Source organism: Streptomyces sp. NPDC001100 (assembly GCF_053598575.1).
The window spans coordinates 235,355-248,385 of sequence record NZ_JBSFKO010000001.1; the positions used below are offsets into that span (position 1 = coordinate 235,355).

Here is a 13,031-nt window from a genome sequence, read left to right on the forward strand (position 1 = left end):
CCCGGTGCCACCGGACGGGCCCGGCTCAGTGGGCCCGTCCGGCGGCCGGACAGGGGGTACGGAGGAGTGGTGGGGTCACTTCTTGGCGAGCAGCTGCTTGCTCTGCTTCTGCATGTCCGTGAAGACGGAGTCGCTCTTCTGGCCGGCGAAGTAGGCCTGGAACAGCGGCTGCAGGGCGTCCTGGAGGGCCGCTCCGTTGCCGTAGACCGGGGACGGGTAGAGGACCTTGTCCTTGATCATGTCCGTGAAGACGGACAGGTCGACGCCCGTCTTGGCCAGCGCGGCGGCCGAGGCGTCCATGGAGGCCGGGATCGACGGGAAGAAGGTGCCCGTCAGGGAGGCCTTGGACTGGCAGGCCTCACTGCCCATGTACGAGACCCACTTCCAGGCCAGGTCGGGGTTCTTGGTGCCGGCCCAGATGTTGTTGCCGTTGGAGTTGCTCAGCACGGACCTGGTCTTGCCGTCGGGGCCGTAGGGAGTGGGGGCGATCCCGACCTTGACGCCGGGGATCTTCACGAAGGTCGAGGCCTCCCACGAACCGCCGGTCTCCATCGCGACCTTGCCGGAGGAGAGCAGGTCGACGTCGCTGACGCTGTCGGTGAACTGCCCGATCTTCGGCGCGTACCCCTTGTCGGTCAGGGAACGGATCCAGTCCATGGTCTTCACGAAGCGCGGGTCGGAGTAGTTGAACACCGTCGGCCAGCTGGCCTTGTCGCCCAGCCGCCAACCGGTGGTGCTGACCAGCGGGCTCCAGGTGGTCTGGCCGATGAAGTCCTTGGCCGCGATCTCTCCGTAGCCGTAGGTCTTGACGTGGGACTTGTCGAAGCCCTTCTCGTCGCCGCGGCGCCCCTTGGTGTCGATCGTCAGGTGGGCGATCGTCTTGCCCAGCGTGCCGCCGTTGTCCGGGTTCCAGTTCAGCGCGTCGACGTCCTTCTCGGTGTACCCGGCCTTCTTGACGGCGTCCTGGTTGAAGTAGAGGCCGGCCGCCGCCCAGTCGAGCGGCAGGGCGTACTGCTTGCCGTCGGTGAACTTCCAGGCGTCCACACCCACCGAGAACCGGGACAGGTCGAACTTGTCCTTCTTGATGTAGTCGTCCATCGCCAGCAGTTGGTGCTGGGAGGCGTACGCCTGGAAGAACTGGACGCTGTTCTGGAAGGCGTCGGGCGCGCTGCCGGCCACGAATCCGGCGGTCAGCTTGGTGAAGTAGTCGTTCACGTTGTACTGCGTGATCTTCACCTTGGTGCCGGGGTTGGCCTTCTCGAAGTCCGTGGCGCACACCTTGTACGCGGCGGCCTGCTTGTCGTCCCAGGTCCACCAGTTGACGGTCTTGGAACCGCCGGCGGCGGAGGAGCCGTTGGAGCACGCGGAGAGCAGCGCGGCGAGCGTGAGCGTGGCGCCCAGCGCGACCGTCTTCCGAACTCCCTTGATTCGTCTCATTGTTCCTTCTTTCGGGATGACGCGGTCGGTGCGGGGGACGGCCGCACCAGCGGATGGGACGACGTTTTGAGGAGGGCGCCGAACGCGCCCAGTGCGACGGCCAGGTCCTCGGGCCCGCCGGCGTCGTGGCCGTTGAACTCCCACAGCCGCAGCTCCTTCTGGCCGGCGTAGGCGTGGTAGGCGGCGATCGCGGTGACCGGCGGGCACACCTCGTCGCGCAGCCCGGCGGAGAACCAGGCCGGGGCGTTCGCGCGGCGGGCGAAGGCGAGTCCGTCGAAGTAGCCGAGGGTGTCGAAGGTCTGCTCCACCCGGTCACGGTGGGCCCCCAGATAGCCGACGATCTCGGCGTAGGGCTCGGCGGAGGTGAGCCGGGTGGCGTGCCGGATGTCGCAGAGGAACGGCGACTGGAAGTGCGCGGCGGCCAGATCGGGCACCAGTCCGGCGACCGCGAGGGCGATGCCGCCGCCCTGGCTGGGGCCGACCACGGCGACCCGGTCCGGGTCGACGAGATCGGTGCGGGCACGCAGCGCGTCCACGGCACGGACGGCGTCGGTGAACACCCGCCGGTAGACGTAGGTTTCCTTGTCCTCGATACCCCGGGTGAGGAATCCGGGATGCGCCGGACCGCTGCCGACCGGGTCGGGGGTCGCGCCCCCGCCCGCCCAGGCGCCGCCCTGGCCGCGCGCGTCCACCAGCAGATGCGCGTACCCGGCGGACGCCCACAGCAGGTCGTCGATCGGGGCGCCGCGCCCACTGCCGTAGCCGTGGAACTGGACCACGGCGGGCAGCGGGCCGCCGCGCTGCCGGGGCATCCGCAGCCAGGCGCGGACGGGATGGCCGCCGAAGCCGGGCAGTACGGCGTCGAAGACGTCGACCGTCTCCAAGCCGGTGGCGACCCCGGTCAGTTGGAGGGAGGCCTCCTGTCCGGCACGGGACTCGGCGAGGGTGCCCTTCCAGAAGGTGTCGAAGTCGGCGGGTTCGCGGTACGCGCTGCGGTAGGCGAACAGCTCGGGAACGTCCTGTTCGCTCAGCACGGCACCGGCTCCCCTCGGGGCCGCAGACCGGCGTCCAACTCGACCCGGTGACCGGCCGGAAGCAGCAGCTCGGTCGTGCGGTCGCGGTACCGGATCCGCACGGGCTCACCGGAGTCACCCGCGTGCCTGCGCACGGTCGCACCGGTCAACTCGCCCTCGTTCCAGGCGAAGTCGACGGCCAGACCGCCCCGGCAGCGCAGGTCGCGGGCCTCGCCCTCGGCCCACTGCACAGGCAGCGCGGGCAGCAGGTGGAGGGTGCCGGTGTGGCTCTGCACCACCATTTCGGCGACGCCGGCCATCAGTCCGTAGTTGCCGTCGATCTGGAACGGCGGATGCGTGGAGAACAGATTGGGCAGCAGCCCGCCCCAACGCGAGCCGTCCACAGGCGCGTCCACCCCGGAGTCGCCGTCAAGTGGCCGTACGGCTTCGAGGAACAGCGAGCGCGCGGTCCCGGCATCGCGCAGCCACGCCCGCAGAGCGATCTTCCAGGACCACGACCAGCCCATCGCCCCGGGCCCGCGCCGGTCCATCGACTCCCTTGCCGCGTCGGCCAGTTCGGGTGTCGCGTCGGGATCGATCAGGCCCAGCGGATGTACGGCGATCAGGTGCGAGAGGTGACGGTGGTGCGGGTCGGCCTCGGTCAGGTCCTCGGCCCACTCATGGAGCAGTCCCTCCGACGAGACCGGCAGCGGGCGCAGCCGGGGCAGCGCCGCGCGTATCTCGCCGGTCAGTGGAGTGTCCAGCCCGAGCAACTCGGCTGCCGCCAGGGTCCGTTGGAAAGTGGCCCGGATCAGCGCCAGGTCCATGGCGGCGGAGCGGGTCAGGGACCTCGGGACGCCGTCGGCCAGGAACAGGTTCTCCGGCGAGGTCGACGGCAGGGTGTCCAGATGCCCCGAGCCGTCGTCGACGAGCCAGTCGAGCAGGAACTCGGCGCAGCCACTGAGCAACGGCCAGGCCCGTTCCCGCAGGAAGACGAGGTCGCGGGTGAACTCGTAGTGGTCCCAAAGGTGTTGGGACAGCCATGCGCCGCCCATCATCCACAACGCCCACGAGGGGTTGCCGTGCCCCATACCGACCGGCAGCGCCCATCCCCACGGATCGGTGTTGTGGTGCGCCACCCAGCCCCGCGCGCCGTACAACTCCCTTGCCACGTGCGTGCCTTGGCCAGCCATGCGGTCGAGCAGGTCGAACAGGGGCGCGTGACAGGCGCTGAGCCCGACCGTCTCCGCGCCCCAGTAGTTCATCTGGGTGTTGATGTTGATCGTGTAGTTGGACGACCAGGCGGGGCGCAGCTCGGCGTTCCAGATGCCCTGGAGGTTGGCCGGGGGGCCGGTGTGCGGGCGGGAGGCGGTGGCCAGGAGGTGGCGGCCGAGCTGGAACAGCACGGTGGCGGTGAGGAGTTCGTCGTCGCCGCCGAGGATGTCGCGGGCGACGTCGTAGGTGCCGGAGCGGCTCGGCCCGACGCGCAGGGACGTGCCGCCCAACAGGGCCCGTACGTCGGCCTCGTGGTCCTTGAGGAGACGGTCGGCGCCCTGTGCGAGGGCCCGCGCCGCGAGCTCGCCGGCCTCGGCCAGATGGGCGGCGCGGTCCACGGCCGGGGCCCCGCTCCAGTCGCGGTGCGCCGCGGTGGAGCTGGCGAGGGTGAGCAGGACGTGCGAGGCGCCGCTGACGTGCAGGTCTCCCCCGTCGTCCACGGTCGTCGTGCCGTCGGTTCCCACGGCGAGCGCGAGGGCGCCGAAGGGGTCGTAGCCGTCGACGGGACCGTCCGCGTAGCGCAGCGGTTCCGCGACCCCCGGCTCGTGGGCGGGAGCGCCGTCCACGGGTATCTCGATGCCCAGGGCGATCCCGTCGGGGGCGGCCGAGCGGAGCAACTCCCGCAGCGGGGTGGACAGTTCGACGGACAGGTCGACCGAGCCGCCGTCCACGTCCAGCGTCACGCACAGCGCGCCGGTGACGGCGTCGGCCCAGACCCGGCGCCGTACCGTCGTCCCGTCGAGGTCGAAGCCGTCCTCGGCCACGGCGGTGTCGAGGTCGAGCGTCCGGCCGCGGTAGGCGGCGCGCTCGCCGCCCGGCACCGTCAAGTGCAGGTCGGCGTACGGCAGATACTCCTGGGTGTAGGGCCCCTCGAAGGTCATGAGGAGGGACTCGGCGCGGTCCTGGTCGCCGGTGCGCAGTGCGGCGCGGACCTCTTCGAGCCGCTCCGGACCGGCCCCCCGCGCACGGAGTGCGGCGAGGGCGGTGGCCGGTCCGGCGGGGGTGCCGGACCAGACGGTGGAGTCGTTGATCTGGATGCGGGTCCGGCCGGTGCCGCCGAAGACCATCGCGCCGATCCGGCCGTTGCCTACCGGGGCGGCCTCGGTCCAGGTGGCGGCGGGCGCGGGCCAGCTCAGCACCAGGTCGCTGGAGTGCATGGCGGTGTCGTCCAATCGCGGGGTACGGCCGGTCACTTGAGGCCGGAGAAGCCGATGGAGTTGACGATGCGCTTGCCGAAGGCGACGAACAGCAGCAGCATCGGCAGGGCCGCGACCAGGGCGGCGGCCATCAACCCGGCCCAGTCTGGGGCGGCTTGGGGCGAGGACTGCTTGAAGACGCCGAGCGCGAGGGTCAGTGGCTGCACGTCCTGGCTGTTGGTGATCAGCAGCGGCCAGAAGTAGTCGTTCCAGGCGTTGACGAACATCAGCAGCGACACGGTGGCGATCGGCGCGGACGACATCGGCAGGACGATCCGGAAGAAGATCCGCAGCGGGCCCGCACCGTCGAGGATGGCGGCCTCCTCGACCTCGTTGCTCAGGCCGAGCATGAACTGCCGCAGGAAGAACAGCGTGAACGCCTGGAAGAGCGCTCCGGGCAGGATCAGTCCGGCGAACGTGTTGGTCAGTCCGAGGTCTTTGACGAACACGAAGTTGGGCAGCAGCGTGAAGACGCTGGGCACCATCAGCGCGGTGATCAGGATGTTGAACACCAGGTTGCGGCCCCGCCAGTGCAGCCGGGAGAACGCGTAGGCGCCGGCCGAGGCGAACAGCACGATCAGCACGGTCTGCACGGACGCGTAGATCAGCGAATTGCGCAGGTACAGCGCGATGTTGATGGCCGCGCCCGAGCCGCCCTGGGCCTGTGCCTCGGCGGTGGAGGCGATCCCGAGGACGCGTTCGAAGGCACCCCAGGTGAAACCCACCGGCAGCGGCGAGGACGGGTGCGTCGACAGCTTGTAGTTGTTGGACAGCGCGGTGCGCAGGATCCAGTAGAACGGGAAGAGCGTGACCACGACGACGATGCCCAGATAGGTCCAGGCGACGATCCTGCCGGGGGAGAGGCTTCTGCGGTTCTTCCGGGGCCGGGGCTGCGCGGTGGCCGCCCGGCCTGGGGCGAGGGTGACTGCCATGACGGGCTCCTTCAGCTCAGGTCGGATTCGTTGGCGCGGGCGAGCCGCAGCTGGGTGAAGGTGACCGTGATGAGCAGGGCGAACAGGGCCAGCGAGAGGGTGGCGGCGTAGCCGAAGTCGAACTGGCGGAAGGCCTTGCTGTAGATGTACATCTGCAGCACGTTCGAGGCGTTCGCCGGGCCGCCCTGGGTGGTGACCTGCACGATGTCGAACACCTGGAAGGAGTTGATCACCGTCAGGACGACCACCATGACGAGGATGGGCCGCAGCAGGGGCACCGTGAGGCGCCGGAACATCTGCGCCTCACTGGCGCCGTCGACCCGGCCGGCCTCGTAGATGGTGGACGGAATGGTCTGCAGTCCGGCGAAGATCAGCAGGGAGTAGTAGCCCATCCACTTCCAGATGCTGATCGCGGCGAGGGACGGGACGGCCCAGGCGCTGCTGCCGAAGAAGAGGATGGAGTGGCCCGTCAGATGCTGCAGGACGAGGCTGACGACACCGAGGGACGGGTCGAGCATCCACTGCCACACCAGCGCGGCGATGACGTTGGAGATCAGGAACGGCAGCAGGATCACGCCGCGCAGCGCCGACGACTTGGTCACCCGGTGCAGCACCACGGCCGTCACCAGGGAGGCCAATGTGCCGAAGACGACGGCCAGGATCACGAAGTAGACGGTGACGAGCAGGGAGTGCCAGAAGACGTCGTCGCCGAACATCTGGTGGAAGTTGGCCAGTCCCACCCAGTTCGGCGGGGTGAGGACATGGAAGTCGGTGAAGCTGAGGTAGATGCCTCGGAAGGTCGGATAGGCGTAGAAGACCGCGAATCCGACGACGGAGGGAATGATCAGCAGGAGGGCGACCGGCAGGTCGCGGCGTCGGGCCGCCGCGGACCTGGTCGGCGCGTGTCGGCTCGCCCTGCGGGCCGAACGGGTCGTGCGGACACGGGGGGTCGAGCCGGGGCCGGTGGCCGTGGTGGTCACCGCGGCGGACGGCGGTGGGGTCGGCGTCTTGGGCTCGCCCTGTGATGTGACCACCACGGAACTCTCCTCGGATGTCGGTCGGTTGGCGGCTGGTCAGGTCGGAGGGACGACGGTCGGAGGGACGACGGTCAGAGGGTGATGCGGTCCACGTCGGAGGCGTAGTCCGAGGCGTTGCCGAAGATGATCGTGTTGTCGCCGGCCTTCAGCTGGACGGGCACCGTGATCGAGCTCGGCTGCCCCCAGTTGTTGTCGTTGCTGCCGGGCAGGAACTGCTGGAACGAGGTGTCACCCGTGCCGATGATCATCGTGCGGCCGGTGGAGCCGTCGGTGTAGTCGAGCTTCATCAGGTAGGTGCCGTCGCGGGGCGCGGTGACGTGGTTGACCGCCAGGGTTCCGGTGCCTCCGAGGTTGCCGACCTTCTTGCCGCCGGAGCACGCGGAGCAGTCGCCCACGGAGGCGTTGCCGGTGAGGGTGTTCCCGGAGGCCTCGGCCTCGTAGGACACCGGTCCGCCGGCCGCCGGGGTGGTGACGTCGACTCCCTTGCTGGGGGCGGACTTCCGTCCCTTGGCGTCGTGGGCGACCACGGTGAGGGAGTAGGCGGTACCGGCCTGCAGACCGCTCACGGAGGCGGAGGTGCCGGTGACGGTGGCCTTCTTCGTACCGTTGGCGTACACGTCGTAACCGGTGGTCTTCGTACCGGAGTTGACCGCGCTCCAGGCGAGCGAGACGCTGCCGGCCGTCGACGCGGTGCCGTGCACGTTGAGCGGCACACCCGGGTGGCTGCCGGTCGCGGCGGGCGTGATGCGCAGCAGTCGCGAGCCGTGCGGGGCCAGGTTGTCGGTGAACCTGCCGCTGACCGAGCCGAGGTTCTTGTGGCTCCACAGGTCACGGACCTTGGCCTTGCCGCTGATGCCGAGGTCGCTGAAGTCGGCGGTCACGTCCGAGTAGCCCTTGCCCAGGTTGAACAGGGCCACGGTGTAACTGCCGTCCGCGTTGCGGGCGTACCAGGTCTGCTGGGGCGTCCTCTGGCTGACCGGCCTGGCCGGGTTGCCCGCCTGGTCGACCGCGATGACCTCGTCGTTCGTGAGCAGCTTCAGGCCGTACTTGTCGAGCTTGGTGAGGTCGTCACCGATGTACAGCGGCGCGGCCTCGATGGCCCACAGGGTCATGTAGCTCTGCCGCTCGGTCTGGTTGACGCCGTCCATGACGTCCGAACCCACGTCGAGCGAGTCGAGGTTGTTCCAGTGGCCGGGGCCGGCGTCGTCGATCCACGGCACGACGTCGTTCCAGCGCGCCTTGACGGAGTTGTTCCACGTCACCAGCGTGTCGCAGTAGCACTCGACGTCCGTGTCGACGCGCCAGCCGTTGGAGTTGGCCTTCCAGACGTCGGCCTGGTTGTGGCTGAGCGACCAGGACAGGGTGAACTCGATGGGCCGCCCGGTGTTCTTCAGGGCGGTGTGCCAGGCCTGGATGTCGGGGACGTTGTTGTGCGCCGCGTCGCCCTGGTTGGAACCGGGGCCCACGCCGTCGATCTTGAGGAAGTCGACGCCGAAGGAGGCCAGTTGGTCGGCCTCGGACTGGATGTACTTGGTGGTGCAGGGGCTGGAGAAGTTCAGCTGGTAGGAGACGTCGTCCCAGCCGCTGGTCTTGCGCAGGTCCGGGTAGACGATGTCCTTGGTGGTGCAGCCCGGCGCGTTGTAGATCGGCGTCTTGCCGTCGTTGTACGCCTGCTGGTAGAGGCCGACGGCCAGATACAGGCCGAACTTCAGTCCCTTGCGGTGGAGTTGGTCCGCGAGGTACTTCATCCCGTGCGGGAACTTCGTCAGGTTCGGGGTCGGCCGGGCGTAGGCGTCGCCCTTGGCGTCGTTCCAACCGGCGTCCACGTTCACGTAGTTGTAGCCGTGCGACTTCAACTTCGAGGACAGCACGTCCGCCTGCTGCAGGACGTGCGCCTCTGTGAGCCAGTCCCCGCCGTAGCCGGGGAAGTTGGTGGATTCGACGCTCCAGGTGCTGTAGCCCATGTAGGGCTTGGCGGCCACGACGGGCGTGGTCGTGGCGGTCGTGGTACCGGATGCCTGGGCCCCCGAGGCGTCGGCGGCGGTCGCGGCCCGCGCGGAGGCGGGCACGACGAGCGCCGCCGTCAGCGCGGTGAGGCAGGTGAGAGTTCTCAGGCGTGTGGGTCGAGCTGGACGAGGCATGTGTTCACTCCGTCAGGGCGCGGCTGCAGGCGGGGTTCCCGCCTGAGGTGTCGAGGTGCGGGGAGCCGCTCGGTGGTGGTCGTCCCGGGACATCACCGAGGGGGTTCGCTGGGACCAACGGGCGAGTGGGTGGGGGCCACACACTCCTCACCGGCGCAGACCGTCCCGTCCGCCCCGACGAGGAGTGCGGCGAATCTAGGCTTAGTTTCCTTCCAGCGTCAACATAGTTAGGGCCTAGAAAACTCCGACCTTTGTGTGGCCGGGTGGGGGGTTTGGGCCACCTGCTGCCGAATGACCTGCAGTTTCAGGCCCATAGGGCCGATGAATATCCCTTGTCTTACTTTCCAAAGGAAAGGTAACGTGGCCTCATGACCCTCGCCGACCAGCCGCCCGCGGCCGCACTCGTCCTGCAGACCCTGCTCCAGCACGGTCCGCTGAGTCGCGCCGAGATCGGCCGGCGGACCGGGCTGACTGCCGGAGCCGTCACCAAAGTGGCCAGCTCGCTGATGGCCGACGGCTGGATCGCCGAGGGCGGCCGGCCCGCCACCGAGCGGACGAACGGCCGCCCGGCCACCCCGGTCGAAGTACGGCCAGAGCGCGCCCTGTTCGCCGGTGTGAAGGTCACCGGCGAGGAACTCATCGGTGTGCTGGCCGATCTGACGGCCCGTCCGCTCGCCTCCCGGCGCGTCCGCCTCGACTCACGCGACGTGGGCACCGTGGTGCTGGCCATCGCCCGCCTGGTCGGCGAACTGCGCGCGGCGGCGCACCTGGAGGGCACCGCCGACCTCCACGGTGTCGGGGTCACCATCTCCGGTGACGTGGACAGCCAGTTGGGCACGGTCCAGTACTCGCCCTTCCTCAACTGGCGCCGGGTGCCGCTCGCCCAGCTCGTCGAGACGGCCACCGGGACACCCACGGTCATCGAGAACGACGTACGGGCGCTGACCGTGGCCGAGCAGTGGTTCGGCGCCGGCGTCGGACTGTCGATCTTCGCCCTGGTCACCGTCGGCGCCGGCATCGGCGCCGGGCTCTGTGTCGCCGGCCGGGTGGTCTCCGGCGCGCACGGCGTGGCGGGCGAGGTGGGACACCTGCCGGTGAGCGGCACCGACCGGGTCTGCACCTGCGGCAACACAGGGTGCGTGGAGGCGGTCGCCTCCACCCACGCGATCGTCGAGCAGGCCCGACAGGCCACCGGCGACGCGGAGTTGACCATGGACGGCGCGATCCGCCTCGCGCACACCGGCGACCCCGCCGTCCGGGCCGTCTTCGCCCGCGCCGGTCACGCCGTGGGCCTCGCCCTCGCCTGTGTCGCCAACCTCGTCGGACCGGAGCGGATCATCATCTCCGGCGAGGGTGTCGCCTCCTACGACCTCTTCGCCGACCACATCCGGCAGGCCTTCGTGGACCACGCGTTCGGTGCCGCCGTGGACTGCGATCTCGTGGTCCGTCCCCTGCCGTTCGAGGAGTGGGCGCGCGGTGGGGCGGTGGTCGCGGCCCAGCGCGTGTTCGCTCCCGCGAAGTAGGCGGTGACGTGTGCACGCCTTCGGTCGATAGTCTGCTGCCCGATCAGGACGACCGGGACGACCACGTGTGCGACCGCAGAGGTGAGACATGTCCTTCACCACCCGCCCCACCCTCCAGGGCACCTTCGGCATGGAGGCCCCGGGGGTGGGGCGCCGACCTGTGGATTCAGAGCCTATTGAGCCTCTGACCTGTGGGAACGTGTCTTTCGGCGTCTTTTACAGGGGTGCCGGTTTGTGCCGCTCAAACTCCCCAGAGCCTCCCCGAGCGGCGATAAACTCCCCAGCCGCTCCCCAGGGGAGCGGCTGGGGAGGATCCGGCGCGGTGCCGCCTGCCTGCGATTATGGGCTGCGCGGGGGCGGTTTCAGGGTGGGCTCCACGGCGACTGCAGGCTCCTGATGGGGATCCTTCCTCGGTAAAAAAGCAAGGGAGGATGTGCCGACACGGCCATCGCCGCAGATGCCTCAGCGGCCTCGCTTGGATAGCCGGGGTCGGTGTCTGAGAGCCGGTGCAGAGTCCCAGGCTCATGGCCGAGCCGGACGGGAGGCCCGCCGTTCCACCCTGCGCCGTGATGCCCGCGCCGCGGCTATCACTGCCAGAGCCGGGCGGTGGACTACAGGTGAGTCGATGGTGCCCCGAAGGGTTCGCCGGAAGGCCCGGCCGTACCTGACCGTGAATGCAGACGGCTGTCGAGTGAAGTTGTGGCCTGGTGCGGGATGCGGCCTTCGGCGTGCGGGCAGGTAGCGGCGGCCCGGGCAGTGGTGATCATGCCGACCGCCGCGACGGTCTGGAACAGCGCCCCGGAGTGTGCAAAGCGCACGCTCGGACGCACCTGCAACCCGGCAGGGTCACGACCGAGGACGGCGCGGGACGCGGCGGCGGGCGGGCGGCACCCCATTCCGAGGAGTCGGCATGGACGTCGTAGTTCCTCCAGGCCAAGGCCATGCTCGGTCCGTCCTCCCCTGGGAGCAGTCACGTCACCGATGATGCGGGGCGGTTTCAGTCCTCCACGTGGGCCAGCCACAGGTCGGGGCCGAAGACCTCGTAGCGGATGTGGCGGGCGGGAATGCCCGCCTTCAGCAGCTGGGTGCGTACCGCGCGCATGAAGGGCAGCGAGCCGCACAGGTAGACGTCGGCGTCGGCGGGCAGGTCCAGGCCGGTGAGGTCCATCAGGCCGGGGCGGGAGCCCGGTTCGCTGGTGGCGTCCTGCTCGTACCAGAACTGGGCCCGAGCGGCCGGGAGTTCACCCAGGGCGCGGTCGGTGTCGGCGCGCAGGGCGTGCTCGGCCGGGGAGCGGTCGGCGTGCAGCATCCATACCGGCCGGGTGGCTCCGGTGGCCGCGAGGTGTTCGAGCATGGCGACCATCGGGGTGCAGCCGATGCCCGCGGAGACGAGCAGCAGCGGAGTGTCGGCGTCGTCGAGGACCACGTCGCCGAAGGGTGCCGACAGGGTCAGCTCGTCTCCGGCGCGCACGGTGCGGTGCAGGTGGTTGGAGACCTCGCCCTCGGGGGCCCCGGCCACGCCCGCGACCTGCTTGACGGTGATGCGGCGTGTCCGGTCGCCGGGGGCGTTGGACAGGCTGTACTGGCGGGTCTGGTGGACCCCGTCGGGCATGAGCGCCCGGACACTGACGTACTGGCCGGCGCGGGCCGGTGGCAGGGGGCCGTCGTCGGCAGGGCGCAGCAGGAAGGAGGTCACGTCCGCGGTCTCCTCCCGGCGCTCCACCACGATCCACTGCCGCCACGGCTTGCGGGGATCGACCTGTGCCTGCTGGTAGAGACGGGCCTCCTGGGCGATGAGGGCGCCGGCCATCAGCCAGTACACCTCGTCCCAGGCGGCGGCCACCTCCGGGGTGACCGCCTCGCCCAGTACGTCGGCGATGGCACGGAACAGGTACTTGTGGACGATCGTGTACTGCTCCTCGGTGACGCCGAGCGCGGCGTGCTTGTGGGCGATCCGGGCCAGCAGGGCGTCCGGCCGGGCGTCGGGGTCGGCGAGCAGCGCCTGGGCGAAGGCGGCTATGGATCCGGCCAGCGCCCTGCGCTGCTCGCCGCTGGCCTGGTTGCCGCGGTTGAACAGCCCGTCCAGCAGCTCGGGCCGTTCGCCGAACATCGTGGCGTAGAAGCGGGTGGTGATCTCGTCCAGGGCGCCACCGACTGCGGGCAGGGTGGCACGGACGACAGCGGCCGACTCGGGCGAAAGCATGGGACTCCTTCAGGGTGCGGGAACGCCGGGAACGGGACGCACCTTCACCACAGGGGCCGGTGGGGGAGCAGATCCGCCCGTCCCGTCGATGATCTCGGCGCCCCTGGCGGCGCCGACAGGGCCGAACTTCCCTCGTTGCGGAGCCCCTCGGCCCGCGATGAGACCACCGGGCGGTCCCTTGCCCGCTCGCCCGGCCCCGGTCGCGGACCGGTGAACCGTGGATCGGCGGGCGTGGGCCGTATGTCGCCCCGTGACCGTGCCGGCCACGGCACCC

General features: G+C 69.9%; 8 protein-coding genes. 1 reads left to right on the forward strand and 7 read right to left on the reverse strand.

Features of this window, described 5'->3' with window-relative positions; all coding sequences use genetic code 11:
- Nucleotides 1–75 precede the first annotated feature (75 nt).
- The 6 genes from ACWDEW_RS01100 to ACWDEW_RS01125 all read right to left on the reverse strand — a co-directional run bounded on the left by ACWDEW_RS01100 (nucleotide 76) and on the right by ACWDEW_RS01125 (nucleotide 9,031).
- Nucleotides 76–1,437, reverse strand: a complete 1,362-nt coding sequence (locus tag ACWDEW_RS01100) for an ABC transporter substrate-binding protein (RefSeq protein WP_450508367.1) — start codon at nucleotides 1,435–1,437, stop codon at nucleotides 76–78.
- Nucleotides 1,434–2,471 carry an acetylxylan esterase gene (locus ACWDEW_RS01105; protein WP_450508369.1) on the reverse strand — a complete coding sequence of 346 codons (1,038 nt, stop codon included), beginning with the start codon at nucleotides 2,469–2,471 and terminating at the stop codon, nucleotides 1,434–1,436. Before ACWDEW_RS01105 ends, ACWDEW_RS01100 begins: the two co-directional genes overlap by 4 nt.
- Nucleotides 2,465–4,882 carry a glycosyl hydrolase family 95 catalytic domain-containing protein gene (locus tag ACWDEW_RS01110; protein ID WP_450508371.1) on the reverse strand — a complete coding sequence of 806 codons (2,418 nt, stop codon included), beginning with the start codon at nucleotides 4,880–4,882 and terminating at the stop codon, nucleotides 2,465–2,467. The genes ACWDEW_RS01105 and ACWDEW_RS01110 overlap by 7 nt, the downstream gene beginning before the upstream one ends.
- A gap of 32 nt (nucleotides 4,883–4,914) precedes the next feature.
- A complete protein-coding gene (locus tag ACWDEW_RS01115; RefSeq protein WP_450508373.1) occupies nucleotides 4,915–5,853 on the reverse strand; it encodes a carbohydrate ABC transporter permease in 939 nt (312 codons plus the stop codon).
- A gap of 11 nt (nucleotides 5,854–5,864) precedes the next feature.
- Nucleotides 5,865–6,890 (reverse strand): carbohydrate ABC transporter permease, encoded by a 1,026-nt coding sequence (locus ACWDEW_RS01120; RefSeq protein ID WP_450508375.1) that lies wholly within the window; start codon nucleotides 6,888–6,890, stop codon nucleotides 5,865–5,867.
- 71 nt (nucleotides 6,891–6,961) lie between these two features.
- Nucleotides 6,962–9,031, reverse strand: coding sequence for a fibronectin type III domain-containing protein (locus ACWDEW_RS01125; RefSeq protein ID WP_450508377.1), 2,070 nt, complete (start codon nucleotides 9,029–9,031; stop codon nucleotides 6,962–6,964).
- Between the two features lie 368 nt (nucleotides 9,032–9,399).
- Between ACWDEW_RS01125 and ACWDEW_RS01130 the strand changes: the two genes are divergently transcribed.
- Complete coding sequence (locus tag ACWDEW_RS01130; protein ID WP_450508378.1) at nucleotides 9,400–10,554, forward strand: ROK family protein; 1,155 nt, start codon at nucleotides 9,400–9,402, stop codon at nucleotides 10,552–10,554.
- Nucleotides 10,555–11,551: 997 nt separating this feature from the next.
- Here ACWDEW_RS01130 and ACWDEW_RS01135 read toward each other — a convergent pair.
- Nucleotides 11,552–12,757, reverse strand: a complete 1,206-nt coding sequence (locus ACWDEW_RS01135; protein ID WP_450508380.1) for a globin domain-containing protein — start codon at nucleotides 12,755–12,757, stop codon at nucleotides 11,552–11,554.
- Nucleotides 12,758–13,031: the final 274 nt, after the last annotated feature.

What these genes read in the sequence shown, in the direction of transcription:
- ACWDEW_RS01110 (WP_450508371.1), bottom strand. Translation starts at nt 4,882, where the DNA reads ATGCACTCCAGCGACCTGGTGCTGAGCTGGCCCGCGCCCGCCGCCACC.
- ACWDEW_RS01125 (WP_450508377.1), bottom strand. Translation starts at nt 9,031, where the DNA reads ATGCCTCGTCCAGCTCGACCCACACGCCTGAGAACTCTCACCTGCCTC.
- ACWDEW_RS01135 (WP_450508380.1), bottom strand. Translation starts at nt 12,757, where the DNA reads ATGCTTTCGCCCGAGTCGGCCGCTGTCGTCCGTGCCACCCTGCCCGCA.
- ACWDEW_RS01130 (WP_450508378.1), top strand. Translation starts at nt 9,400, where the DNA reads ATGACCCTCGCCGACCAGCCGCCCGCGGCCGCACTCGTCCTGCAGACC.
- ACWDEW_RS01100 (WP_450508367.1), bottom strand. Translation starts at nt 1,437, where the DNA reads ATGAGACGAATCAAGGGAGTTCGGAAGACGGTCGCGCTGGGCGCCACG.
- ACWDEW_RS01115 (WP_450508373.1), bottom strand. Translation starts at nt 5,853, where the DNA reads ATGGCAGTCACCCTCGCCCCAGGCCGGGCGGCCACCGCGCAGCCCCGG.